The organism is Microbacterium sp. NPDC064584 (assembly GCF_040687315.1).
In the GTDB taxonomy this organism is placed as follows: Bacteria; Actinomycetota; Actinomycetes; order Actinomycetales; family Microbacteriaceae; genus Microbacterium; species Microbacterium lacus.
On sequence record NZ_JBFBMZ010000002.1, the window covers coordinates 166485 to 190199 of the forward strand.

Annotated in this window: 25 protein-coding genes; 21 read left to right on the forward strand and 4 right to left on the reverse strand. The window is 69.0% G+C overall.

What is annotated here, in order from left to right; translation table 11 throughout:
* The first annotated feature begins 2 nt into the window (after positions 1 to 2).
* Both treY and treZ read left to right on the forward strand, forming a co-directional pair.
* Entirely contained in the window at positions 3 to 2399 is a 2397-nt protein-coding gene (treY, locus tag AB0P18_RS05290; protein WP_363359244.1) for a malto-oligosyltrehalose synthase, read from the forward strand.
* A complete protein-coding gene (gene treZ, locus AB0P18_RS05295) occupies positions 2396 to 4123 on the forward strand; it encodes a malto-oligosyltrehalose trehalohydrolase (protein ID WP_363359245.1) in 1728 nt (575 codons plus the stop codon). Before treY ends, treZ begins: the two co-directional genes overlap by 4 nt.
* An 8-nt stretch (positions 4124 to 4131) precedes the next feature.
* Here treZ and map read toward each other — a convergent pair whose 3' ends face one another.
* Entirely contained in the window at positions 4132 to 4914 is a 783-nt protein-coding gene (map, locus tag AB0P18_RS05300; RefSeq protein ID WP_363359246.1) for a type I methionyl aminopeptidase, read from the reverse strand.
* 66 nt (positions 4915 to 4980) lie between these two features.
* On the opposite strand from map, the gene AB0P18_RS05305 reads away from it, so the two are divergent.
* The 4 genes from AB0P18_RS05305 (at position 4981) to AB0P18_RS05320 (ending at position 7564) form a co-directional block, all read left to right on the forward strand.
* A complete protein-coding gene (locus tag AB0P18_RS05305) occupies positions 4981 to 5478 on the forward strand; it encodes an MFS transporter permease (protein WP_363359247.1) in 498 nt (165 codons plus the stop codon).
* 169 nt (positions 5479 to 5647) lie between these two features.
* Positions 5648 to 5995, forward strand: a complete 348-nt coding sequence (gene rplS / locus AB0P18_RS05310; protein WP_179432961.1) for a 50S ribosomal protein L19 — start codon at positions 5648 to 5650, stop codon at positions 5993 to 5995.
* A 119-nt stretch (positions 5996 to 6114) separates the two neighbouring features.
* Positions 6115 to 6894: a signal peptidase I gene (gene lepB, locus AB0P18_RS05315; protein WP_363359248.1), complete on the forward strand. Its 780-nt coding sequence runs from the start codon at positions 6115 to 6117 to the stop codon at positions 6892 to 6894.
* Between the two features lie 10 nt (positions 6895 to 6904).
* Entirely contained in the window at positions 6905 to 7564 is a 660-nt protein-coding gene (locus AB0P18_RS05320; protein ID WP_363359249.1) for a ribonuclease HII, read from the forward strand.
* 7 nt (positions 7565 to 7571) lie between these two features.
* On the opposite strand, the gene AB0P18_RS05325 is transcribed toward AB0P18_RS05320, so the two are convergent.
* Positions 7572 to 7895, reverse strand: coding sequence for a DUF2469 family protein (locus tag AB0P18_RS05325; protein WP_344053977.1), 324 nt, complete (start codon positions 7893 to 7895; stop codon positions 7572 to 7574).
* Between the two features lie 130 nt (positions 7896 to 8025).
* Here AB0P18_RS05325 and AB0P18_RS05330 point away from each other — a divergent pair, with 130 nt between their 5' ends.
* The 4 genes from AB0P18_RS05330 to AB0P18_RS05345 are packed head-to-tail and all read left to right on the forward strand — an operon-like array spanning position 8026 to position 12087.
* On the forward strand, positions 8026 to 8388 hold the full coding sequence (locus AB0P18_RS05330) for a YraN family protein (protein ID WP_363359250.1): 363 nt from the start codon (positions 8026 to 8028) through the stop codon (positions 8386 to 8388).
* Positions 8385 to 9917: a YifB family Mg chelatase-like AAA ATPase gene (locus AB0P18_RS05335; RefSeq protein WP_363359251.1), complete on the forward strand. Its 1533-nt coding sequence runs from the start codon at positions 8385 to 8387 to the stop codon at positions 9915 to 9917. The genes AB0P18_RS05330 and AB0P18_RS05335 overlap by 4 nt, the downstream gene beginning before the upstream one ends.
* Entirely contained in the window at positions 9914 to 11155 is a 1242-nt protein-coding gene (gene dprA, locus AB0P18_RS05340; RefSeq protein WP_363359252.1) for a DNA-processing protein DprA, read from the forward strand. The genes AB0P18_RS05335 and dprA overlap by 4 nt, the downstream gene beginning before the upstream one ends.
* Before the next feature lie 26 nt (positions 11156 to 11181).
* The gene (locus AB0P18_RS05345) at positions 11182 to 12087 is read left to right on the forward strand and encodes a tyrosine-type recombinase/integrase (RefSeq protein ID WP_344053969.1); all 906 of its coding nucleotides are present in this window, start codon (positions 11182 to 11184) and stop codon (positions 12085 to 12087) included.
* A gap of 16 nt (positions 12088 to 12103) precedes the next feature.
* On the opposite strand, the gene AB0P18_RS05350 is transcribed toward AB0P18_RS05345, so the two are convergent.
* A complete protein-coding gene (locus tag AB0P18_RS05350) occupies positions 12104 to 12661 on the reverse strand; it encodes a M23 family metallopeptidase (RefSeq protein ID WP_363359253.1) in 558 nt (185 codons plus the stop codon).
* A 315-nt stretch (positions 12662 to 12976) separates the two neighbouring features.
* Between AB0P18_RS05350 and rpsB the strand changes: the two genes are divergently transcribed.
* The 9 genes from rpsB to AB0P18_RS05395 all read left to right on the forward strand — a co-directional run bounded on the left by rpsB (position 12977) and on the right by AB0P18_RS05395 (position 19710).
* The gene (gene rpsB, locus AB0P18_RS05355) at positions 12977 to 13963 is read left to right on the forward strand and encodes a 30S ribosomal protein S2 (protein ID WP_363359254.1); all 987 of its coding nucleotides are present in this window, start codon (positions 12977 to 12979) and stop codon (positions 13961 to 13963) included.
* Positions 13964 to 14048: 85 nt separating this feature from the next.
* Complete coding sequence (gene tsf / locus AB0P18_RS05360; RefSeq protein WP_363359255.1) at positions 14049 to 14876, forward strand: translation elongation factor Ts; 828 nt, start codon at positions 14049 to 14051, stop codon at positions 14874 to 14876.
* Between the two features lie 107 nt (positions 14877 to 14983).
* Positions 14984 to 15703 carry a UMP kinase gene (gene pyrH / locus AB0P18_RS05365; RefSeq protein ID WP_344053960.1) on the forward strand — a complete coding sequence of 240 codons (720 nt, stop codon included), beginning with the start codon at positions 14984 to 14986 and terminating at the stop codon, positions 15701 to 15703.
* 57 nt (positions 15704 to 15760) lie between these two features.
* Positions 15761 to 16315 carry a ribosome recycling factor gene (gene frr, locus AB0P18_RS05370; protein WP_344053958.1) on the forward strand — a complete coding sequence of 185 codons (555 nt, stop codon included), beginning with the start codon at positions 15761 to 15763 and terminating at the stop codon, positions 16313 to 16315.
* A gap of 8 nt (positions 16316 to 16323) precedes the next feature.
* Positions 16324 to 17361, forward strand: a complete 1038-nt coding sequence (locus AB0P18_RS05375; protein ID WP_344053956.1) for a phosphatidate cytidylyltransferase — start codon at positions 16324 to 16326, stop codon at positions 17359 to 17361.
* Positions 17361 to 17921: a DivIVA domain-containing protein gene (locus tag AB0P18_RS05380; RefSeq protein ID WP_363359257.1), complete on the forward strand. Its 561-nt coding sequence runs from the start codon at positions 17361 to 17363 to the stop codon at positions 17919 to 17921. Before AB0P18_RS05375 ends, AB0P18_RS05380 begins: the two co-directional genes overlap by 1 nt.
* A gap of 56 nt (positions 17922 to 17977) precedes the next feature.
* On the forward strand, positions 17978 to 18694 hold the full coding sequence (locus tag AB0P18_RS05385; RefSeq protein WP_363359258.1) for a lytic transglycosylase domain-containing protein: 717 nt from the start codon (positions 17978 to 17980) through the stop codon (positions 18692 to 18694).
* A 4-nt stretch (positions 18695 to 18698) separates the two neighbouring features.
* Positions 18699 to 18983, forward strand: a complete 285-nt coding sequence (locus tag AB0P18_RS05390; protein ID WP_363359260.1) for a hypothetical protein — start codon at positions 18699 to 18701, stop codon at positions 18981 to 18983.
* A 1-nt stretch (position 18984) separates the two neighbouring features.
* The gene (locus AB0P18_RS05395; protein WP_344053950.1) at positions 18985 to 19710 is read left to right on the forward strand and encodes an alpha/beta hydrolase; all 726 of its coding nucleotides are present in this window, start codon (positions 18985 to 18987) and stop codon (positions 19708 to 19710) included.
* Between the two features lie 10 nt (positions 19711 to 19720).
* Here AB0P18_RS05395 and AB0P18_RS05400 read toward each other — a convergent pair whose 3' ends face one another.
* Entirely contained in the window at positions 19721 to 20767 is a 1047-nt protein-coding gene (locus tag AB0P18_RS05400; RefSeq protein ID WP_344053948.1) for an AI-2E family transporter, read from the reverse strand.
* Positions 20768 to 20953: 186 nt separating this feature from the next.
* On the opposite strand from AB0P18_RS05400, the gene AB0P18_RS05405 reads away from it, so the two are divergent.
* Both AB0P18_RS05405 and AB0P18_RS05410 read left to right on the forward strand, forming a co-directional pair.
* Complete coding sequence (locus AB0P18_RS05405; RefSeq protein WP_363359261.1) at positions 20954 to 22786, forward strand: glycosyl transferase; 1833 nt, start codon at positions 20954 to 20956, stop codon at positions 22784 to 22786.
* A complete protein-coding gene (locus AB0P18_RS05410) occupies positions 22783 to 23715 on the forward strand; it encodes a tetratricopeptide repeat protein (RefSeq protein WP_363359262.1) in 933 nt (310 codons plus the stop codon). The genes AB0P18_RS05405 and AB0P18_RS05410 overlap by 4 nt, the downstream gene beginning before the upstream one ends.

Consider the following 23715-nt stretch of genomic DNA (forward strand, 5'->3'; position numbering starts at 1 on the left):
CGATGAGCGCACCCCGATCGACGTACCGCCTGCAGATCAGGAAGAGCTTCGATCTGGATGCCGCCGCCGAGGTGACGGACTATCTCCGTGATCTGGGCGTCTCGTGGGCGTACCTCTCGCCACTGTTGAAAGCCACGTCCGGCTCCGACCACGGCTACGACGTCGTGGATGCGGGCGAGGTGGATCCGGACCGCGGCGGACGTGACGCCCTGGTGAGATTCGCCGCCGCCGCTCGAGCGGCCGGGCTCGGCATCCTGGTCGACATCGTGCCCAACCACATGGGGATCTCCGCTCCCGAGGAGAACCCGTGGTGGTGGAGCGTGCTCAGCGAGGGCCGCGCGTCGCGCTACGCCGAGGCCTTCGACATCGATTGGGAGTTCGGACAGGGTCGTGTCCGCGTTCCGATCCTCGGAGCCGACATCGCGCAGGTGATCGCCGACGGCCAGGTCGTGATCGACCCGACTCCGACACCATCGTCACCCGACGGCGTGGTGCGGTTCTACGACGAGCACGAGCTGCCGCTCGCGCCCGGATCCGTGACGTCGGACGACAGTGCGCGGGACGATCCGGCGGTCATCGCCCGCATCCTCACCCGGCAGCACTGGGAGGCGATCTTCTGGCGTCGTGAGGCCGGCGAGCTGAACTATCGGCGTTTCTTCGCCGTGACGACCCTCGCGGGCGTCCGCGTCGAGATCCCCTGGGTGTTCGACCGCACCCACGCGGAGATCCTGACCTGGGTGCGCGACGGCCTCGCAGACGGCCTGCGCGTGGATCATCCGGACGGACTCCTGGATCCCGGTGCCTATCTCGCGCGCCTCGCGGAGGCGACGCAGGGTGCCTACGTGCTCGTGGAGAAGATCCTCGAGCACGGCGAAACGCTGCCCGGATGGTGGGACACCGCGGGGACGACGGGTTATGACGCGCTCGGCGAGGTCGAGCGCGTGCTGATCGATCCGACCGGGGAAGATGCGCTCGCCCGGCTGGATGCCCGGCTTCGCGACGCGGGCGACGATCCCGCGGACTACGCGCAACTGATCCACGACACGAAGCGCATGATCGCCGACACGATCCAGGGCTCGGAGATCGCCCGACTCGTGCGCGAGCTGGACGGCACCGGAGATCTGGATCCCGCCCGCGCGCACGACGCCCTCGCCGAGCTCCTCGCGTGCTTCCCCGTCTACCGGTCGTACCTGCCGGCCGGACGCGAGCACCTCGATGCGGCCGCGGCCGCGGCATCCGCTCACCGCCCCGACCTCTCGGCCGCGATCGAGGCGCTCGTGCCGGTCCTCGCCGATCCGACACGGCCCGTTGCGCGGCGTTTCCAGCAGACCACGGGCCCGGTGATGGCCAAGGGCGTCGAAGACACCGCGTTCTACCGCTACACCCGGCTCGGCTCACTGACCGAGGTCGGCGGTGACCCCACGCAGTTCGCCCTGACCACGCGCGGCTTCCACGCCGCGCTCGCCCATCGTCAGGCGAGCTGGCCGGATGCGATGACGACGCTGTCCACGCACGACACCAAACGCGGTGAAGACGTCCGCGCCCGGCTCGACGTGCTCGCGGAAATCCCCGGGCGCTGGGCCGAGGTCCTGGACACGCTGCGCGCCGTTTCGTCGACCGGTCACGGGCCGTTCGACTCTCTGCTCTACCAGGCCGTGATCGGAGCGTGGCCGGTGACGCGGGATCGCGTGCACGCCTACGCGGAGAAGGCGTCGCGGGAGGCCGCGGAAGCCACCGGGTGGTGGGACCCGCATGAGGAGTTCGAGAGGCGCATGCACGCGACGGTCGACGCCGTGTTCGACGACCCGTCGCTGCGTCGTGTGATCGAGGACTTCGTCGCGGAGATCTCCGCCGACGGCTGGTCGAACGGCTTGTCCGCCAAACTCATCCAGCTGACCGCTCCCGGCGTCCCGGACGTGTACCAGGGCTCCGAACTGTGGGAGACCTCGCTGGTCGACCCGGACAACCGACGCGCCGTCGACTTCGCGGAGCGCCGACGGATGCTGGCGCAGCTGGATACCGCCGGGGGTGAGCTTCCGTCCGTCGACGTGTCGGGGGCCGCCAAGCTCCTCGTCACTTCGCGCGCGCTGCGTCTGCGCCGGGATCGGCCCGATCTGTTCACGCGGTACACCCCGGTCACCGCCGTCGGGGCCGCCGCCGATCACGTCGTCGCCTTCGATCGCGGGGGAGCGGTGAGCATCGCCACGCGTCTCCCGATCGGTCTGACCAGGCGCGGCGGATGGGGCGACACCGCGGTGATGCTGCGGTCTGCACCTGTCATCGACGTCCTCACCGGTCGCACGTACGCCGGCGCTCCTGTTCCGCTCTCCGAGGTGATGGCGACCTACCCCGTCGCGCTTCTCATCCCGACGGTGGCGGACGACGGGAGCCGCGCATGATCGAGGTCTGGGCCCCCCGCGCCGAACGGGTGCGTCTGGATCGCCCCGGTCACGAACCGATCGACCTGGCAGTCCGGGGCGACGGCTGGTTCGGCGCCCCGATCGAGCTGGTCGACGGCGACGAGTACGGCTTCCTGCTCGACGACCGGGACGACGTGCGGCCCGATCCCCGCTCGCGCCGTCAACCGCACGGCGTCCACGGGCACAGCGCATGGTTCGATCCGTCTGCGCACGACTGGCAGGACGCGCAGTGGACCGGCCGTCAGCTCGCAGGCTCGATCGTCTACGAGCTGCACATCGGGACGTTCACGCCCGAAGGCACGCTGGATTCCGCCGTCGAGCGACTCGATCATCTCGTCGCCCTCGGCGTCGGCTTCGTCGAACTCCTGCCCGTGAACGCGTTCAACGGCACGCACAACTGGGGCTACGACGGCGTGCTCTGGTATGCCGTGCACGAGGGCTACGGCGGGCCGGCGGCCTACCAGCGCTTCGTCGACGCGTGCCACGCGCGCGGACTCGCGGTGATCCAGGATGTCGTCTACAACCATCTCGGGCCGAGTGGGAACTACCTCCCCGAATACGGTCCCTACCTCCGCGACGCCGAGCGCAACACATGGGGGTCCTCCGTGGACCTCGATGAGCCGCAGGTCCGCCGGTACATCGTGGACAACGCGCTCATGTGGATGCGCGACCATCACGTCGACGGTCTGCGTCTGGATGCGGTCCACGCCCTGAAGGACTCCTCGAACCGACACATCCTCCGGGAGCTCGCTGAGGAGACCGACGCGCTCAGCGCGCACGTCGGCCGCCCGCTCACACTGATCGCCGAGTCCGACATGAACGACGCGCGTCTCATCACGGCGCGAGAGGCCGACGGGTACGGCCTCGCGGCGCAGTGGAGCGACGACTACCACCACGCTCTGCACGTCGCGGTGACGGGTGAGACCTCCGGCTACTACGCCGACTTCGCTCCGCTGGCGGCGCTCGCGAAGGTCTGTACCGGCGGCTTCTTCCACGACGGCACGTGGTCCTCGTTCCGGGGCGTGATCCACGGCCACCCGATCGATCCCCGCATCCCCACCTCGCGGCTGGTCACATTCAGCCAGGATCATGATCAGATCGGCAATCGCGCCGCCGGCGACCGTCTCTCGCAGACCCTCGATCAGGGCGGACTCGCGATCGCGGCCGTGCTCACCGTCCTCAGCCCCTTCACGCCCATGCTGTTCATGGGGGAGGAGTGGGCCGCCTCGACCCCGTGGCAGTTCTTCACCTCCCACCCCGAGCCGGAGCTGGGCCGGGCGACCGCCGAGGGGCGCATCGAAGAGTTCGCCGCGATGGGATGGGACCGCAGCGTGGTTCCCGACCCGCAGGATCCGGCCACGTTCGAACGCTCGCGGTTGCGGTGGGACGAGCGCGAGTCCGGCATCCACCGTCGCATCCTGGATCTCTACACGCGGCTGATCGCCCTCCGCCGGGAACTGCCCGACCTCACGGACCCGGATTTCACCGCGGTCTTCGCAGAGGCGGATGAGGACCGGCGGCTGTTCCGGCTCCGCCGGGGAAGCACGCACATCCTGGTCAACTTCTCCGAGCGGGCCTCGCGGATGCCGGTTCCGCCGCACGCCGAGATCGTCCTCGCCACCGCATCCGGAGTCGCCCTCGCGGGCGAAGAGGTCGCCCTTCCGTCGCGTTCGGCGGTGGTGCTGACCGTCGCCGAACGCTGATCACCCGATCAGTCGACGCCCAGCCAGGATCGGTCGGTCAGGATGATCGGACCGTTCGCCGTGACGGCGATCGTGTGCTCGGCGTGCGCGCCGCGGGATCCGTCCGCGCTGCGCAGCGTCCAGCCGTCCGGATCGGTGATGAGCTCGTCCGTGGTCTGCAGGAACCAGGGTTCGAGCGCGACCACGAGACCGGCGCGGAGCGGATAGCCGCGGCCCGGTTTGCCGTCGTTGGGCACGTGCGGGTCGCCGTGCATGATCCGACCCACGCCGTGCCCACCGAAGTCGGTGTTGATGAGGTATCCGTCGGCATGGGCGACCTGCGCGATCGCGTGCGAGATGTCGCCGACGCGCTGACCTTCCACGGCCGCTCCGATCGCGGCATCCAGGGCGCGCTGCGTCGTGTCGATGAGGGCGAGATCCTCGTCACGGGGCGTGCCCACGATGAAGGACACCGCGGAGTCCGCCACCCATCCGTCGACGGACACCGCGAAGTCCAGAGTGACCAGATCGCCGTCGCGCAATGCGTAGTCGAACGGCAGACCGTGCAGGACGGCGTCGTTGACCGACGTGCAGATGACCTTGCCGAACGGCCTCGCCCCGAACGACGGGTGGTAGTCGATGTAGCAGGACTCCGCCCCGGCGCGGCGGATCAGATCGTGGGCGCGTCGGTCGATCGCCAAGAGGTTCGTGCCGACCCGTGTCTCCTCGCGCAGCGTCGCCAGCGTCTCGGCCACGAAGCGCCCGGCAGGGCGCATGGCCTCGATCTCAACGGGTGTGCGCAACTCGATCATCCGGTTCCTCTCGTCGTGATCATTCTCCCAGGCCGCACCTGGCACAGTGCGCGTACCATCAAGGCTATGTGGGTTCGTCGGGTGTTCTACGGCTGGATGATCCCGGCCGCGTTCGTGCTGCCGCTGTGGCTCCTCGTGGGCTGGGGGGTCTTCAACGCGGGAGGATGGGCGTTCCTCTGGGTGCTGTTCATCGCGATCCCCTCCGTGTTCATCGGTCAACTGCTGCTCACGCTGCTCGTGCGGGCCCGCGGAACGGTTCGCGCCGAGCGGGCGGTGTCCTGGTGGGACGTTCTCGGTTTCGGCGTCTGGCATGCGCTCACGATCGCCCTGGGATTCTTCAACCAGGCCTGGTGGGCACCGGTCATGGTGCTCACGATCATCGTCGGGCTCGCCCTGTTCTGGCTGGAACTGGTCCAGCTCTGGCGCGAGGCGAAGCCGTCGGCCGTGCTGATGAGGACGACCGAGGGCATCGGGTACATCCCCGCGCAGACCCCACCCCCGCCCCGTCATGCGGGCTCCGACCGCGATGTCATCGTGATCACGGAGCGTCCGCCTGCGGTCTGAGCCGTTTTGGCGGCTCGTGGCATCCGTGGCAGAATGATCCTTTGTGTCCTGACCAGGCTCTGCCTCAGGGGAGCCGGACTTCAGACGATCGTCGAAGGCCTCGGACACGCACCTTTCTTTCCCACCAGTACCCGCGGTCGACCTGTGGCGGCCGCAGAGAGCAATGATCATGCAGATCCTCGACGCCGTCGACGCAGCATCCCTGCGTTCGGACATCCCCGCCTTCAACGCCGGCGACACCGTGAAGGTGCACGTCAACATCACCGAGGGCAACCGCTCGCGTATCCAGGTCTTCCAGGGCGTGGTCATCGGCCGCTCCGGCGACGGCGTGCGCGAGACCTTCACGGTCCGCAAGATCAGCTTCCAGGTGGGCGTGGAGCGCACGTTCCCCGTCCACAGCCCGGTGATCGACCACATCGAGGTCGTCACCCGCGGTGACGTCCGCCGCGCGAAGCTCTACTACCTGCGCAACCTCCGCGGCAAGAAGGCCAAGATCAAGGAGAAGCGCGACAACTGACGCGATTCCCGCGAAACCCCGGTGCTCGGCACCGGGGTTTCGTCGTCCCCGGGGTGCCAGATGTGCGACCCTTGATCCAGAGCGCGCTGAGGTGCGGTGCGCCCGCCGAAGGAATCTGAATGACCACCGAGCAGACGGCTCCCGCAGCGCCGGCGTCCTCTTCCCGCTCCGGGTCGGCCGGCGGCCGGGACCGTCGACGCGGATGGCTGGCGTTCCTCCGCGACGTCATCATCATCGTGCTCGTCGCGGTGCTCGTCTCCTTCCTCGTGAAGACTTTCCTGGTCCGCTCGTTCTACATCCCGTCCGGGTCGATGGAGGACACGCTGCTCGTGAACGACCGCATCCTCGTCGACGAGATCACACCCCGGTTCGGCGGGTACGAGCGCGGTGACATCGTCGTGTTCCGCGACCCCGGTGGCTGGCTGCCGGCGCGCACCGAACCGCCGCGCTCGGTTCTGGTCGAGGCGCTCGACTGGACGCTCTCGCTCGTGGGTCTTTCCGCACCCGACAGCGATGACCATCTCGTGAAGCGCGTCATCGGGATGCCGGGAGACCACGTGGTCTGCTGCAACGACCTCGGGCAGATCACCGTGAACGATCAGGCGATCGACGAGAGCGCCTACCTGAAGCTGCCGACGCCCGACAGCCCGGCATCCGCCGACGACTTCGATGTCGTCGTCCCGGAAGACCGCCTGTGGGTCCTCGGCGACAACCGCTACTCGTCCAAGGACTCGCGCTACAACCAGGATCAGCCCGGCAAGGGGTTCGTGCCGGTGGAGAACGTCGTGGGCCGGGCTTTCCTGATCACATGGCCGTTCGACCGGTTCGGGACGCTGGACTTCCACCATGAGGTGTTCGAGAGCGTGCCGGACGAGGCGCCCGCCGAATCCTCGAAGTGACGACGCGCCCATGGTCGTGACCGAGCCGCGCCTGACCCTCGAACGGCGTCTGCTCCGCGAGCATCCCCTGTTGATCGCGTGCGATGAGGTCGGTCGCGGCGCTCTCGCAGGTCCGGTCGCCGTCGGTGTCGTCGCGATCGACGCCGCACGTTCGCGCAAGCGCGTCCCTCAGGGCCTGCGCGACTCCAAGCTCGTGCCGGAATCGCGCCGCGCAGGCGTCGCGGAACGCGCCGCAGCGTGGGTGAGCGTCAGCGCCGTCGGCTGGGCGAGCCCGCAGGAGATCGATGAGATCGGCATCATGCGCGCGCTCGGACTCGCCGCTTCACGCGGACTCCAGCAGCTCTCCGCCGCCGGATTCACCCCCGAGGAGGGGATCGTGGTCCTGGACGGCAATCACGACTACATCACCCCCGTGCACGGTGACGCGCTCACGGTGCGACCGGTGATCAAGGCTGACCGCGACTGCGCGAGCGCCGCGGCGGCTTCGGTGATCGCGAAGGTGGCGCGCGACGCGCGCATGATCGAGCTGCATGACGCGGAGCCGCACTACAACTGGGTTCGCAACAAGGGCTATGCGAGCATCGATCACCGCGAGGCGATCCTGCGGCACGGCATCAGCGCGCACCACCGCGCATCCTGGTCGTTCATCGGCTCGCCGACGCTCTTCTGAGGACCGATCAGGAGTCGAGCGACAGCTCCTCGGGGAGCTGGAAGTCGCGCCGCGAGAGCTCCTCGACGTTGACGTCCTTGAATGTGAGGACGCGAACGCCTTTCACGAACCGGTCGGCACGGTAGATGTCCCACACCCAGACGTCGGTCATCGTGATCTCGAAATAGAAGTCGTGCTCCGTGTCCCGGCGGACGACGTTCACTTCGTTCGCGAGATAGAAGCGGCGCTCCGTCTCGATCACGTACTGGAACTGAGAGACGACATCGCGGTACTCGCGGTACAGCGCGAGTTCCAGTTCGCGGTCATAGTCCTCGAAGACTTCGTCATCCATGGTGACTCCATCCTAGAGTCGTCACCCTCTCAGCGTCGGCCGCTCCTCCCCAGGCAGCCGAGCCCACGACTTGTGCACCGTCCGCTCTCGCTCGCTCCGGCAGTGTCCCTGCGCCCGGCACGATCGCTTCATGGCAGCCAAAGATGTGCTCGGCAGAGCGGGGGAGGAGCGTGCGGCGGCGTACCTGAGCGCCGCCGGCTACGAGATCCTGGATCGCAACTGGCGGATCCGCGAGGGTGAACTCGACCTCGTGGCCACCCGTGGCCGTGCACTCGTGGTCGTGGAGGTCAAGACCCGCAGCGGTCGGGCCTTCGGGCACCCGTTCGAAGCGATCGACGCGCGCAAGCACGCGCGGCTGTGGCGCCTGGCGATCGCGTGGATCGCCGAGCATCCCGACCAGGCGCAAGGGCGGCGGCTTCGCCTGGATGTCATCTCGATCGTCGGACCGGACCCGCGCGTCGGCGACCTCGAGCACCTGCAGGACCTCCGATGACGATCGCCCGCACGTGGGCCGTCGCCCTGACCGGACTCGACGGTGCGCTCGTGGAGGTCGAGGCGGATCTGTCGAACCAGCGACCGGAGTTCCGCATTATCGGGCTGCCCGACAAGGCGCTCGGTGAGGCGGTCCAGCGTGTGCACAACGCCAGCGCGAACTGCGGTCTCGTCCTGCCGCATCGACGGCTCACGGTGAACCTCTCGCCGGCGAGTCTGCCCAAGCACGGTTCGTCCTTCGACGTCGCGATCGCGATCGCCGCGCTCGCGACGGAGGCGCCGATGGATGCCGCGTCCCTCGCCCACACCGTCCACATCGGCGAACTGGGACTCGACGGCAGACTGCGACCCGTGCCGGGCGTCCTGCCGGCCGTCCTGGCCGCGGCGCGACTGGGTATGCGACGCGTGATCGTCCCCCACGCCAACCACGCCGAGGCAGCCCTCGTGGACGGGATCGAGGTGATCGGCGCGATCTCGCTCGGCGACGTGGCGCGCCGCCACGGCATCGACGTCGAAGAGCGCCCGCTCAATCCGGTCCCGGGGCCGGCCGTCGCTGACGAGGATGCTCCGAACGCGGAACTGGCGGAGGTGATCGGTCAGCGCGATGCCGTCGATGCACTCATCACTGCGGCCGCCGGGGGTCATCACATGCTCATGAGCGGACCCCCGGGCGCGGGGAAGACGATGCTGGCGACGCGTCTGCCCGGCATCCTCCCTTCGCTCGGCGATGCGCAGGCACTCGAGGTCGCGTCGATCCGCTCGTTGTCCGGGCAACCGGTCGCCGCACTCCAGAGGCGACCGCCCCTGGAGGCGCCTCACCACAGTGCGAGCATCGCGGCACTCGTGGGCGGGGGATCCCGTATGCTCCGCCCCGGCGCGATCGCGCGGGCGACCCACGGGGTGCTGTTCCTGGATGAGGTGGGAGAGTTCGCGCCCAGCGTCCTGGATGCGCTGCGCCAGCCGCTGGAGAAGGGGGAGATCACGATTCACCGAGCGGGGGTGACGGCATCCTTTCCCGCCAGCTTCCAGCTGATTCTTGCGACCAACCCCTGTCCGTGCGGAAATTACGGCGTGCGTGGAGGCACGTGCGTGTGCCCACCCGTCTCCATCCGCCGCTACCTCGGCCGGCTGTCCGGACCGCTGCGCGATCGGGTCGACATCGAGCTGTCGCTGGCACGTGTCTCCGTGGCGCACGCGTCGTCGACGCTGAACACGGGGCTGGTCACGACCGCCGAGGCTGCTGCACGCGTCCTGGCCGCCCGCGACCGCGCAGAGCATCGCCTGCGCGAGACGCCGTGGTCGCTGAACGCCCGTGTGTCCGGCCCGTGGCTGCGTGAGGGACCCCTCGCGCTCCCGCCGGCGATCCGTCGTCCGATCGACGCCGCGCTGCATCGCGGCTCCCTCACCCTTCGTGGCTACGACCGGGTCCTCCGAGTCGCGTGGACGCTCAGCGATCTGGCCGATCAGCCCGGTCCGACCCTCGGCGACATCGGACGCGCGCTGTTCATGAAGAAAGGCATCACGACATGACCCCCCAGCTACCCACCTCCGCGCAAGTGCGGGCCGCGATCGCCCCCGTCGTGGACGCCGACGTGGACGAGGATCGGGCGCGGCGCATCTTCGCGGCTCACGTGTGGAGCTGCGTGGCGGAGCCGGGCGACGGAGTCGCCGGAAGGATCGTGGCGGCCGTAGGAGCAGAGACGGCCTTGATCGAGGTCGCCGGCGGGGGCTCGGACGGCCTTGCACGGGAGACCGCGGAGCTGTCCGCGCAGCAGTGGAGGGAAGCGCGAAATCGGTGGATGCCGCGCCTGGAGCGCCTGGATGCGCGGATCCCGCTCGACACCGCCCGGCGGGCGGGGCTGCGCCTGATCGTCCCCGAGGACGAGCACTGGCCGGCTGCGCTGGGAGACCTCGGCGTCCATGCGCCGTTCGTCCTCTGGGTGCGCGGCGCTCCGGACGCGCTGACGCGCGCCGCGCACACCGTCGCCCTCGTGGGAGCGCGCGCCTCGACCTCGTACGGGGAGCACGTCACGACCGAGATCGCGGCCGAGCTCTGCGGTCGCGGAGTCGGCGTGATCTCCGGAGCGGCGTTCGGCATCGACGGGGCGGCGCACCGTGCTGCTCTGCTGGCCGGAGGCACGACCATCGCGGTGCTCGCCGGGGGCGTGGACCGCCCGTATCCCCGGGCGCATGCGCACCTGCTCGACCGCATCGCGACGACGGGGGCGGTCATCAGCGAGGTGCCGTGCGGTTCGGAGCCGACGAAGTGGCGTTTCCTCCAGCGCAACCGCGTGATCGCCGCACTCGGAGATGCCACGGTCGTCGTGGAAGCGGGTCACCGCAGCGGGTCGTTGAACACTGCGGGCCACGCCGCCGCGATGTCCCGTCCCCTGGGTGCCGTGCCGGGCCCGGTGACCAGCGCCGCGTCCGCCGGATGCCATCGGCTGCTGCGCGAGTACGACGCGCGGTGCGTGACCAGCGCCGACGACGTCCTGGAACTCATCGGCGCCCCGGACGGACAGACGGCACTGTTCGACGTGACCGGCGAGCCCCGTCTGCGCAGCGGATCGGCAGGGAGGACCGACGATGCGACGCGGGTCCTCGATGCCATGAGCTTCCGCGCGCCGCGCGAGGTCGCGGAGATCGCCCGCAGATCCGGAATCGCCGTGGATGACGCGTCCGCGATCCTCGGTCTGCTCTGGCTCGAAGGCGCGGCGGTCGACGGTCGGGACGGATGGCGACGCGTGCGGCGGTCCGGCTCCGCGTGATGCCGGGCGTGGGGCATGCTGAGAGGATGCAGATCGAGCAGGCGGCCGATGCGTATGCGGATCACCTCGCCCGCGTGCGTCGGCTGTCTCCGGCGACGGTCCGCGCGTACCGAGCGGACCTGCGGGATCTCGCCGCAGCCGTCCCGTCGCCCGACCTGGACGCGCTGGACCTCGAAGCCCTTCGAGAGTGGCTGTGGCGGGCGACGCAGCGCGGCGACGCCCGATCGACTCTCGCGCGCCGCACCGCTGCGGCGCGTGGATTCTGCGCCTGGGCGACCGAGGAGGGTCTTCTCGGCGCCGACCCGAGCCTGAGGCTGGTCGCCCCGAAACGGGGCCGAACCCTGCCCCGGGTGGCGACGGCGGATCGGATGCGCCTGATGCTCGATGACCTGGGCTCCCGCGCCGCCGGCGGTGACCCGGTGGTGCTGCGCGATCACGCCATGCTCGAGCTGCTCTATGCCTCCGCGATCCGGGTGTCCGAGCTCACCGCGATCGATCGCGACGACATCGACGACAGCCGGGCCACCGTGCGGGTCACCGGCAAGGGCGACAAAGAGCGTGTCGTCCCGTTCGGCGTGCCGGCGCACCGAGCTCTGCAGTCCTACTTGATCAGGGCACGCCCCGCTCTGGTCGACCGGTCGGAAGACGGTGCAGGACCCGCGGTCTTCCTGGGCAGTCGCGGCCGCCGCATCACGGCACGGGCCGTCTACGACGTCGTCTCTCGAGAGCTCGGTGCGGTTCTCGAGTCGGCAGCCGTGGGGCCGCACGCACTGCGCCACTCCGCCGCGACGCATCTGCTGGACGGCGGCGCGGATCTTCGGGCCGTGCAGGAGCTTCTCGGACACGCCAGCCTCGGCACGACCCAGATCTACACGCACGTCTCCTCCGAGCGCCTCGCCGCCACGTATCGCCTCGCACACCCCCGGGCCTGAGCGGCCGGCCCGCGGGTCATTCGCAGCAGGGGAGGAGGATCGCGCGCGGCACCTCCCCGAGCAGGAGCATCGGGTTGATGTAGGAGTCGTTCAGCCGGACTCCGAAGTGCAGCTGTCCGAGCGGTGCATGTCCGCCGGATGTCACGGCCCCGATGTGCTCACCCTTGCCGACCGGAGTCCCGGGACTCAGGACGCTCTGCACGGGTTCGAAAGTGGAGACCAGGCCATCGCCGTGGTCGATCGTCAGGATGCCGCGCCCGGCCACCATCCCCGAGAAGGCGACGACGCCGGAGGCCGGAGCGGAGACATCCGCCCCGGCGGGGGCCTCCACGTCGATGCCTCGATGCCCCGGACCGTACTCATGGGCCGGGGCGATGAAGGCGCGCACGACGCGGAACGGAACGACCGGCCGCGCCCAGTCCCGCTCAGCGAGCATCGTCCGCGTCGACGGGACCGTCACGCCTGCCGCTCCGTGCGCGCCCTCCGGCAGGGCGCTCGCACCACAAGCGACGGCGAGAGCGGCGACGAGCGTGATCGCCGGCAGGCGCCGTGCCCGCGTACGCGACAGTTCCACACCGCCAGCGTGCCTTCGACCGCGCAGCCGGTGAGCCCGAACCGTGCGAACGGGGGAGAACCACGTGCATCGAAGAGCTGGGGAGGAGGGACGACTGATACACTGGCAGGACACCCCGTTCATCGAGGTGAATACGCGTGCCCTCAGCGGCCTGCGGACCCCGGTCCGCAGAATCGCGGCATCCACTCCCACCGGTCTGTCTGGCGAAAGCCCGAGAGCGGGGGTGCGCCGGGCACCAGGCCCGCCGATCGACCCGATCGAGCGAGAGAACAACCGCAAGCGGCGCATTCGTGCGTCGAGAACAGGAGAACGGCCATGGCCGTCGTCACCATCCGCCAGCTGCTCGACAGCGGCGTGCACTTCGGACACCAGACCCGCCGGTGGAACCCGAAGGTCAAGCGCTTCATCCTCACCGAGCGCAGCGGCATCCACATCATCGACCTCCAGCAGTCGCTGACGTACATCGACAAGGCGTACGAGTTCGTCAAGGAGACCGTCGCCCACGGCGGAACGGTCCTCTTCGTCGGCACCAAGAAGCAGGCCCAGGAGATCATCGCCGAGCAGGCGACCCGCGTCGGCCAGCCCTACGTCAACCAGCGCTGGCTCGGTGGCCTCCTCACGAACTTCCAGACGGTCTCCAAGCGCCTCGCGCGGATGAAGGAGCTCGAGGAGCTCGACTACGACAACCCGGCGGACAGCGGCTTCACGAAGAAGGAACTCCTCCTCAAGAAGCGCGAGCTGGACAAGCTGCACAAGTCCCTCGGCGGTATCCGCAACATGACCAAGACGCCGTCGGCGATCTGGGTCGTCGACGCGAAGCGCGAGCACCTGGCCGTCAACGAGGCGAGCAAGCTCGGAATCCCGATCATCGGCATCCTGGACACGAACGCGGACCCGGACGAGTTCCAGTACCCGATTCCCGGCAACGACGACGCGATCCGCTCGGTGGGCCTGCTCACCCGCATCATCGCGGATGCCGCCGCCGAGGGCCTCATCCAGCGTCACAACCCGACCGACGAGTCCGCCGAAGCCGCCGAGCCGCTGGCCGACTGGGAGCGCGAGCTGCTCGAGCAGGGCGCGCCGGAGCAGTCCTCCGCCGAGACCGCGAAGGTCGCCGACGAGAAGATCGCCGAGAGCGACCTCGCGGATGCCGTCGAGGCCGAGCAGGCGAGCGAGGGCGAGTCGGCCACCGAGACCGCGGATGACGCCGCCGGCGCGGAAGCGCACGACGAGGCCATCGCGGACGCCGCGGGGCAGGACGTCGCCGAGGTCGAGGCCGCCGAAGCCGCGGACGCGAAGTAAGCACATTCATCGCACGTCGGCGGGGTCGTTCGCGGCCCCGCCGACGCATCCCACTGGACTGAACTACATCAAGGAGCCGCCACACATGGCAAACTTCACGATCGCCGACATCAAGGCGCTGCGCGACCAGCTCGGCACGGGCATGGTCGACACCAAGAAGGCTCTCGAAGAGGCCGACGGCGACGTCGAGAAGGCCGTCGAGATCCTGCGTCTGAAGGGCGCGAAGGGCAACGCCAAGCGCGCTGACCGTTCCACGAGCGAAGGCCTCGTCGCGGCCCGTGAGTCCGATGGCAAGGTCACCCTGATCGAGCTCGCGTGCGAGACCGACTTCGTGGCCAAGAACGATCGCTTCATCGCTCTGGCGGACAAGGTCGCGGACGCCGCGGCCGCCGTGTCCGCCGACTCGGTCGAGGCCGCCCTCGCCGCCGACGCCGGCGGGCAGTCCGTCGAGCAGCTCATCGCCGACGAGGCAGCGATCATCGGCGAGAAGGTCGAGCTGCGCCGCGTGCGCACGCTGGTCGGCGACAAGTTCGAGGTGTACCTGCACAAGACCAGCAAGGACCTGCCCCCGCAGGTCGGTGTCGTGCTGGCCTACTCGGGTGAGGACGCCGAGACCGCGCGCAGCATCGCACAGCACATCTCGTTCGCGAACCCCACGTACCTGTCGCGTGACGAGGTCCCCGAGTCCGAGGTCGAGAAGGAGCGGGAGATCGTCACCGAGATCTCGCGCCAGGAGGGCAAGCCGGAAGCCGCCCTGCCGAAGATCGTCGAGGGTCGCGTCGGCGCCTTCTTCAAGCAGGTCGCTCTGCTGGACCAGGACTACGCGAAGGACAACAAGCAGTCCGTCGCGCAGGTCGCGAAGGATGCCGGGCTCACCCTGACGGGCTTCGCCCGCTTCAAGGTCGGCGCGTAATACACCCGGAAGGCCCGCATCGGATTCGATGCGGGCCTTTTGCCTGGGCGGTCACCGATGGGTGACCCGCTCGGCTAGTTTTTGTACAGGCGACGGAAGGAAGACACGTGATCGATGAGGCGACCGGGACGAGGCGCGTCCTTCTGAAGCTCTCCGGAGAGGCGTTCGGAGGCGGCTCCCTGGGGGTCAACCCCGACGTCGTCAGTCAGATGGCGCGGGAGATCGCCGAAGCGGTCGACCGCGTGGAGATCGCCGTCGTCGTGGGCGGCGGCAATTTCTTCCGTGGAGCCGAGCTCAGCCAGCGCGGAATGGACCGCGGCCGGGCCGACTACATGGGCATGCTGGGCACCGTGATGAACGCTCTCGCGCTGCAGGACTTCCTCGAGCAGGCCGGGGCCGCCACGCGCGTGCAGTCCGCGATCTCGATGACCCAGGTCGCCGAACCCTACATCCCGCGCCGCGCGGAGCGGCATATGGAGAAAGGGCGCGTCGTGATCTTCGGCGCCGGAGCCGGACTGCCGTACTTCTCCACCGATACGGTGGCCGCCCAACGCGCGCTGGAGATCGGTGCGTCCGAGGTCCTGGTCGCGAAGAACGGCGTGGACGGCGTGTACACCGCCGATCCGAACAAGGATCCGAACGCGACGAAGATCGATCGCATCACGTACCTCGATGCACTGCAGCGGGGCCTCAAGGTGGTGGATTCGACCGCGTTCAGCCTGTGCATGGACAACAAGATGGACATGCGGGTGTTCGGGATGGAGCCGGCGGGCAACGTGACCCGGGCGCTGCTCGGAGAGCACATCGGCACGCTCGTCACCGCCTGAGGTGCGCGGGGTCCGCGCACTAGACTGACAGTTCTGGATCTACCGATAGGAGTCACTGTGATCGCGGACGTCTTGGCTGAGGCCGGATCGCGCATGGACCGTGCCGTCGAGGCGGCGAAGGACGATTTCGCCACCGTTCGGACCGGGCGGGCGAACCCCCAGCTGTTCCAGAAGATCCTGGTGGACTACTACGGCACGCCCACGCCCCTCGCCCAGCTCGCCTCGCTGAACAACCCGGAGGCGCGGACGCTCGTGGTCACGCCCTATGACAAGTCCGCACTGAAGGCGATCGAGCAGGCCATTCGCGACACACCGAACCTCGGTGCGAATCCGACGAACGACGGCAACCTGGTGCGCGTGACCCTGCCCGAGCTGACCGAGGAGCGCCGCAAGGAGTTCGTCAAGCTCGTGCGCTCGAAGGGCGAGGACGCGAAAGTGCACGTGCGCGGCATCCGTCGCAAGACGAAGGACGATCTCGACGCCCTCAAGAGCGAGATCGGCGAGGATGAGCTCGGACGTGCGGAGAAGGAACTCGATGCGCTCACGCGCGCCCACGTCGACGCGATCGACGAGGCGCTCAAGCGTAAAGAGGCCGAGCTCCTCGAGGTCTGACCCCGCTCATGACCGACGCATCCGGCGATCTCCCGGACTCCCCGCCCCCGCCGCTGACGCGCCGCGAGGCGGCAGGAGCGCGCAGGGGCGCCGCCGCCCCCGATCTCAACGCCGACTTCCAGGCCCACGTGCGCGCAGCGCGCAGCGAGTTCGAGAATCAGGTCGCCCAGAAGCGTGCGGAGTTCGAAGAGGCGAATGAGCGGATCAAGCAGCGGACGGGTCGGGACCTGATCGTCGCAACGCTGATCGGACTCGCGATCGGCGCGGTCCTGATCGCGTCGCTCATCTTCCTGAAATGGCTGTTCGTGCTCTTCGCCCTCGGCGCGGCGATCCTCGGGATCTTCGAGTTCAGCCGGGCACTGATCGGTTCGGGCCGGAAGGTCGACCTCGTCCCGCAGCTGGTCGTGGGTTCGGTGCTGGTCCTGTCCGGATTCTTCCTGGGTCTGTGGCTGCACTGGGTCGTCGTCTTCGTCGCCATCGCGCTCGTCATCGTCTGGCGGCTCATCGCGCAGATGTTCGCGCGCGACGGCCGCACGTACGGCGCCGTCCTGGGCGACGTCCTGATCGCCGGGTTCATCCAGCTCTACGTCCCTTTCCTGACGAGCCTGTGTCTGATCCTGCTCCGCCAGGACGGCGGGGAATGGTGGGTCCTCGCGTTCATCATCATCGCCGTGGCCTCGGACACCGGTGCCTACGCCGCCGGGCTGTCCTTCGGCAAGCATCCGATGGCGCCGAAGATCAGCCCGAAGAAGACCTGGGAGGGTTTCGCGGGCGCGGTCCTCGCGGCTCTGATCGCCGGAGTGCTGCTCTCGCTGTTCATGCTGGGCCTGCCCTGGTGGCCGGGTCTGATCCTGGGCGCGATCGTGGTCGGCACCGCGACGGCCGGTGACCTCGGCGAGTCGATGATCAAGCGCGATCTCGGCATAAAGGACATGAGTTCGTGGCTTCCGGGTCACGGGGGGGTGCTCGATCGCCTCGACTCGATCCTCCCGTCCGTCGTCGCGGCGCTCGCGCTGTACTACCTCTTCTCACCCTTGGCGGCATGATGAGCACTTCCGGATCACCGGCGATCACGTTCCCCGAGACGCGCGGTGCGGCGAAGGGGTACGACAAGCGGGCCGTGGACGAGTTCCTCACCCGGGCCCGCGAGGCCTTCGAGGCCGACGCCGAGCCGATGACCTCCGGCGACGTGCGTCGAGCGGCGTTCCCGCTCGTGCGCCGCGGGTACGCCATCCCCGCGGTGGATGCCGCTCTCGGACGCATCGAGGATGCCTTCGCCGCCCGCGAACGGGAGGCGGCCGTCGGAGCGGAGGGCGCGCACGCGTGGGTCGGCCAGACGCGGGAGACCGCTCAGGTCGTGCTCGATCGTCTCTCGAGACCGCGCGGTCGCCGATTCGACCGCGTCAGCGTGCTGAGATACGGCTATCGGATCGACGAGGTGGACCTCGTCGCGGACAAGCTCGCGAAATACCTCGAGACGGGGGACTCCGTCACGGTCGAGCAGGTGCGTGCCGTCGCGTTCCGGATGCAGCGCGGGGGCTACCGTGAAGCGCAGGTGGATGCGGTGCTCGACGCCGTCATCGAGGTCATGCTCGCGGTCGCGTGACGCAGGAGAGCGGCCGGATGGCGGGCCACGGAGGGCCCGGGTAGACTCGCACCACTGTGACTGCCGGTGACGAGATGACGCGCGCGAGCGACGCGCCCGTGGTCCGTCCGTCTGCACGTCGGTCCGCACCCGCGCCGGCACCCCGGTGGTCACGTCGCCGCGGCGTGCTCGGGGCCTTCGCCGGGTTCGCCGCGCTCGGATTCGTCGTGGCGTACATCGGACCGACGGGTGTCGCACTCTCGCAAGCCAGTGCGCAGGAGCGCCAGCCGATCACGCTGTACTCGAGCACCCTCGGGGATGCGCAGCGCCTCGATGCGGACGCCTCCGCCGCGAGCGAGGTCACGCCGCTCGATCGCGACAACTACACCGTGTACGTCACGCCCACACCGACCCCGACACCGGAACCGGTCGTGGCCGAGTCGTCGTCCTCGTCCGGCGGTGGGTGGACACCACCCTTCGTCTCACCCGACCCCGGCACCGCTCAGGCGATCGCGTACGACATGGTGCGCGCACGAGGCTGGGGCGATGACCAGTTCGCCTGTCTCGTTGCGCTGTGGAACCGTGAATCGGGGTGGCGCGTGAACGCCTACAACGCCGGAAGCGGGGCGTACGGCATCCCTCAGGCTCTTCCCGGAAGCAAGATGGGATCTGCCGGCGCGGACTGGGAGACCAACCCCGCGACGCAGATCTCCTGGGGGCTGGGGTACATCGGCGGGCGCTACGGCGACCCCTGCGGCGCATGGGCGCATTCCGAATCGGTCGGCTGGTACTGATCCCATGCCGCGCGCGAACCGTCGTCGCCCCGACGGAGCAGACGACGACGGCCTGGACCGGCTGATCGCCGGCTGGAAGCGGTCCGAGATCAGGCGCGGTGTGAGGTGGACGGTGCAGCCCGTGTCGGCGTCGCAGGCGACGAAATCGTACGTGTGCCCGGGCTGCGGTCGGTCGGTGGCTCCGGCGACGGCGCACGTGGTCGTGTGGCGCTCGGACGGGGTTCTGGGGGATCAGGCGGATCTCGCCGCCCGACGACATTGGCATACGCACTGCTGGAGGATCGCCTGACATGGACATCAGAGGACCCGTGCTTCTGCCCGCTCGCCGCGAGGCGATCACGCTCCGGACGCTCGACGAGCTCACTCTCGTGGGCGAGCTCGCCCAGCCGTCGGAGACTCCGCCCGTCGCGACGCTCGTGACGCTGCATCCGCTGCCCACCGCGGGTGGCTTCATGGATTCGCACATCCTCCGCAAAGCGGCGGCGCGACTGCCCGCTCTCGCCGATCTCGCTGTTCTGCGCTTCAACACGCGCGGCACGACGTCGCCGCACGGGACGAGCGAGGGCACATTCGACGGGGGCGCGTCCGAAGCCTTCGACGTCGCAGCCGCGATGGATCTCGTGCGTGAGCGGGGGCTGCCTCGTCCATGGCTGGTCGGGTGGTCCTTCGGCACGGAGCTCGCCCTCAAGTACGGACGCGACCATGACATCGAGGGCGTCATCCTGCTCTCTCCGCCGCTGCACCGTGCGACACCCGAGGAGGTCGCCGCCTGGGCGGGCGACTCCCGTCGCGTGATCGTGATCGTGCCGGAGTTCGATGACTACCTCCGGCCGGATGCGGCCGCCGAGCGTTTCGCGAGCATCCCGGATGCCGTCATGATCGCCGTCGAGGGCGGCAAGCACCTGTGGGTGGGGGAGAACCAGACCAGACGCGTTCTGACGGAGATCGTCGCCGCCGTCAACCCGGATGCCCTTCCGCTGCCCATCACGTGGGACGGTCCTCTCCCGGAGGACTGAGCGGCAGGTCTCAGCGTTCGTTCTGCCGCGGGATGATCACCTGGCGGTAGATGATGAGGATGCTCGCGGCCACCGGGATCGCGATGAGCGCACCGAGCAGGCCGAGCAGTGATCCGCCCGCGAGTGCAGCGATGACGACGACGGCACCGGGCACCGACACCGCGCGGTTCATGACCCTCGGCGAGATCACGTACGCCTCGATCTGCATGTAGATCAGGTAGTAGATCGCCGCGACGAGCGCGGTCGTCGGCGAGCCGAGACCCAGGCAGATCAGGACGATGATCGCGGAGCCGGTGAGGGTTCCTACCAGGGGGATGAGCGAGAAGAAGAAGGCGACGACGGCCAGGACGGCGGGGAACGGAGCCTGGATGATCGACAGGAAGATCGCGCTCAGCACGCCGTTGATCACACCCATCGTGACCTGGCCCATCACGAAATAGCCGACGGACTTCGTGATCTGCTCCGCGATGTCGATGAACCGCGCACGCTTGGAGGCGGGGACGAGCTGGTAGACGGCGGCCTTCAGATTCGGCGTGGAAGCGGTGAAGTAGATCGTGAGGATCAGCACGATGAAGGCGCCGGCGAGGCCCGCCAGCACCGAGGCGCCGACGGCGAGGACGCCCTGGCCGATCGAGGCGTAGTCGAGATTGGAGATCCAGTCCTCGACGAAGGCGACCACCTCGTCGATCTTGAGGTTCGGGAAGATGCCGCCCAGCCACGCCTTGAAGTCGTCGAGTGTCGTCCCGCTCTCGACGAGCTTCGTGATCGCTTCCACGAGCTGACTGATCTGGCCGGCGATGATCGGCACGAGCATCAGCACGATCCCGGCGAAAGCGGCCAGCACACCGAGGATCGTGATCAGCACCGCGGCCCACCGGGGAAGCTTGCGCCGCTCGAGGAAGGAGATGGCCGGCTCGAGGCCGAGGCTGAGGAACAGCGCGGTGCCGACGTAGAGCAGGATCGTCGACAGCGTCTGGACGCTGCTGATCAGCAGCAGGCCCACGCCGACGCCGAGGGTCGCCACGAGGGCGACGCGGAACGGATTGTGCACCTTCACGGTGGCTCCTGTCTGTGCCGAGGTTCTCGGCGGTACGGCGATGAGCTGTCAGGTCAGGATATGCACTCCACCCGCGCAGCGCGGGGATTGGCACCTCCCGGGCGACGCACAGGTCTCCTTCGCTAGTCTGAAATGTCGAGTCGACGACCCGCGGTGACGACAAGCGGGTCCGGGAGAGGTGTTTTCGTGCGTTTCGTGTGGGCTGTGGCGGCCTTCGTGCTCGCCGCCGTGATGATCGGAGCGGGCATCGCCCAGCGCACCGTCTTCCAGGGCCCACGGTCCGAATCCGTCGACATCGCCGTCTCGCAGGAGGCGCCGTACCTGCTGATCGACGGCGCGGTGCTCAACCGCCTTCCTGGTGCGCAGACGCTGCGTGCACAGGGCGACGGCGAGATCTTCGCCGCCTACGGGCGCACCGCCGACATGAAGGCCTGGCTGGCGGACACCGAGTACGTGGAGGCGACGCTCACCTCCTCCGGTGACGTCGACTCCGAGAGCGTGACGCCGGCTCCGTCGGAAGAGCCCTCCGCCGAAGAGGACGTCGCCGTCGAGGGCGAGACCGACGGGAGCGCCGATGCGACGGCGGAGGCGCGGAGTCCGATCGGCTCCGACCTGTGGCTGGACGAGTTCCAGCAGGAGGACCTGCTGATCGCTCCGCTGCAGCTTCCCGAGGGAATGAGTGTGATCGTCGCCACCGACGGCGTGGCTGCCGCTCCCTCCGATGTCAGCGTGTCCTGGTCGGTCGCCCGCGCGACTCCCTGGGCGGGTCCCCTCATCGTCCTCGGGGCGATCCTGATGGCGGTGGGGGTCTTCCTGTACATCCTCGGCATCCGTCATGTGCGCAGGTCGCGCGGCCCGCGCCGCAAGGGTCTGCCGCTGCCGGTGACGGAACCGATCGATCTCGCGGTCGAGGGCGCGGACAAGGGCGTGATCAGCGCGGCACCGACACGGCGATCGGTGGGACCCGGCCGGAAGGCTCTCGTCGTCGCGCCGGCGCTGGCGGTGTCGGCACTTCTCTTCGCCGGCTGCTCGGCGGACTCCTGGCCGCAGCTCGCCGCGAGCCCCACGCCGAGTCCCAGCGAGTCGGTGATCATCCCCGAGGGTCAGCAGGCTCCCGCCGTGACGAAAGCGCAGGCGGAGCGGATCATCGCACGCATCGCGCAGACAGCGGCGGACGCGGACAGCGCGCTCGATGCCACGCTGGCAGCGACCCGACTGGACGGCGCCGTCCTCGAGGAGCGCGCGACGAACTACCGGCTGCGCGCGGCTCTGCCCGATGAGGCGGCCCTCGCGGCGATTCCGACGAAACCGCTCGAGATCGTCCTTCCGCAGGCGTACGACGGATGGCCGCGGTCGGTGATGGCCGTCGTGAACGACGACGCCGACAAGACCGCGAGCATCATGCTCCTCACGCAGCAGGATCAGTGGGCGCCCTACAAGCTCACGTATCTGTCGAGCCTGGAGGCATCGACCCAGATGCCGGACCTGGCTCCGGTGTACGTCGGGGCGCAGCAGGTTCCGCCTGACTCCTCCTTCCTGCTGATGGCCCCGGATCAGCTCGCGGCCGCGTACGCCGACGTGCTCAACAAGGGTGCGGACAGTGAGTTCTACGACCAGTTCGAGGCGGATGGCGACCAGTTCCGCGCGAGCGTGACGGCTGACCGCGAGAAGCGCCTCGCCGATTTCAACACCACCGCGGCCTCGACCGGCAGTCTCACCTTCGACACGGTCGCGGGATCCCATCCTCCGCTCGCGCTGGCGACGCTCGAAAGCGGCGCGATCGTCGCGGTGAACGTGAACGAAGTCGACACGGTCAAGCCGACGAACGCGGATGCCGTCATCAAGCTCGACACGAACCCCACGGTGAAGACCCTTGCGGGTGCCGAACAGTCGGCCACGGGCTTCACGACCACATTCAGTGATCAGCTGTTCTTCTACGTGCCCGGTCTCGGGTCCTCCGAGAAGATCCGGCTGCTCGGCTATTCATCCGAGATCCTCGATGCAAAGGTGATCAATTGACCGACGTCTCTCCGACCGCTCTCCGCGGTGCCGTCGACCTGTCGGCTCTGCGCAATCGACCCGCCGCGCCTGCCCCGGGTACCGCGCCGACGTCGACGCCCTCACCGTCTCTCATCATGGACGTCACCGACGACACCTTCCCGCAGATCCTGGAGCTCTCGCGTTCGGTGCCCGTCGTGATCGACCTGTGGGCGGAGTGGTGCGGCCCCTGCAAGCAGCTCAGCCCGATCCTCGAGGCCGTCGTGACCGAACTCTCGGGTCGCCTCGTGCTCGCCAAGGTCGATGTCGACGCGAACCCGCAGCTCGCGCAGGCGTTCCGTGCGCAGTCGATCCCGATGGTGGTCGCCCTGGTCGGCGGCCAGCCGGTGCCGCTGTTCACGGGGGCCGTCCCCGAGCAGCAGGTGCGCGAGGTCTTCGCCCAGCTCCTTCAGCTCGCCGCCCAGAACGGGGTGACGGGTTCGGTGGATGTGTCCGGCGACGGCAACGCCGCAGACGGCGAGCCGGTGGAGGCACCCCTGCCTCCGCTGCACGCCGAGGCGTATGAGGCGATCGAAGCGGGCGACTACGCCCGCGCAGTGGTCGCCTACGAGAAGGCCCTCGCCGAGAATCCCCGCGATGAGGATGCCCGCGCCGGTCTCGGTCAGGTGCGTCTGCTCGACCGGGTCCAGCATCTCGATCTGCAGGCCGCGCGGGCGGCAGCGGCGGCGGGCCCCCTCGACATCGAGGCTCAGTTCGCCGTCGCCGACCTTGACATCGCGGGTGGGCATGTGGACGATGCGTTCGGGCGACTCCTGGATCTGTTCGGTGCCCTGCCCGCGGATGACCGGTCCGCGGTGCGCGAACGCCTTCTGGAGCTGTTCGGTCTGATCGGGGATGCCGACCCGCGGGTCCTTCGCGCCCGTGGCCGACTGGCCTCGCTCCTGTTCTGA

Excerpts from the sequence above, each read along its gene's own strand:
- treY (WP_363359244.1), top strand. The coding sequence starts at position 3 with ATGAGCGCACCCCGATCGACGTACCGCCTGCAGATCAGGAAGAGCTTC.
- treZ (WP_363359245.1), top strand. The coding sequence starts at position 2,396 with ATGATCGAGGTCTGGGCCCCCCGCGCCGAACGGGTGCGTCTGGATCGC.
- map (WP_363359246.1), bottom strand. The coding sequence starts at position 4,914 with ATGATCGAGTTGCGCACACCCGTTGAGATCGAGGCCATGCGCCCTGCC.
- AB0P18_RS05305 (WP_363359247.1), top strand. The coding sequence starts at position 4,981 with ATGTGGGTTCGTCGGGTGTTCTACGGCTGGATGATCCCGGCCGCGTTC.
- rplS (WP_179432961.1), top strand. The coding sequence starts at position 5,648 with ATGCAGATCCTCGACGCCGTCGACGCAGCATCCCTGCGTTCGGACATC.
- lepB (WP_363359248.1), top strand. The coding sequence starts at position 6,115 with ATGACCACCGAGCAGACGGCTCCCGCAGCGCCGGCGTCCTCTTCCCGC.
- AB0P18_RS05320 (WP_363359249.1), top strand. The coding sequence starts at position 6,905 with ATGGTCGTGACCGAGCCGCGCCTGACCCTCGAACGGCGTCTGCTCCGC.
- AB0P18_RS05325 (WP_344053977.1), bottom strand. The coding sequence starts at position 7,895 with ATGGATGACGAAGTCTTCGAGGACTATGACCGCGAACTGGAACTCGCG.
- AB0P18_RS05330 (WP_363359250.1), top strand. The coding sequence starts at position 8,026 with ATGGCAGCCAAAGATGTGCTCGGCAGAGCGGGGGAGGAGCGTGCGGCG.
- AB0P18_RS05335 (WP_363359251.1), top strand. The coding sequence starts at position 8,385 with ATGACGATCGCCCGCACGTGGGCCGTCGCCCTGACCGGACTCGACGGT.
- dprA (WP_363359252.1), top strand. The coding sequence starts at position 9,914 with ATGACCCCCCAGCTACCCACCTCCGCGCAAGTGCGGGCCGCGATCGCC.
- AB0P18_RS05345 (WP_344053969.1), top strand. The coding sequence starts at position 11,182 with ATGCAGATCGAGCAGGCGGCCGATGCGTATGCGGATCACCTCGCCCGC.
- rpsB (WP_363359254.1), top strand. The coding sequence starts at position 12,977 with ATGGCCGTCGTCACCATCCGCCAGCTGCTCGACAGCGGCGTGCACTTC.
- tsf (WP_363359255.1), top strand. The coding sequence starts at position 14,049 with ATGGCAAACTTCACGATCGCCGACATCAAGGCGCTGCGCGACCAGCTC.
- AB0P18_RS05375 (WP_344053956.1), top strand. The coding sequence starts at position 16,324 with ATGACCGACGCATCCGGCGATCTCCCGGACTCCCCGCCCCCGCCGCTG.
- AB0P18_RS05380 (WP_363359257.1), top strand. The coding sequence starts at position 17,361 with ATGAGCACTTCCGGATCACCGGCGATCACGTTCCCCGAGACGCGCGGT.
- AB0P18_RS05390 (WP_363359260.1), top strand. The coding sequence starts at position 18,699 with ATGCCGCGCGCGAACCGTCGTCGCCCCGACGGAGCAGACGACGACGGC.
- AB0P18_RS05395 (WP_344053950.1), top strand. The coding sequence starts at position 18,985 with ATGGACATCAGAGGACCCGTGCTTCTGCCCGCTCGCCGCGAGGCGATC.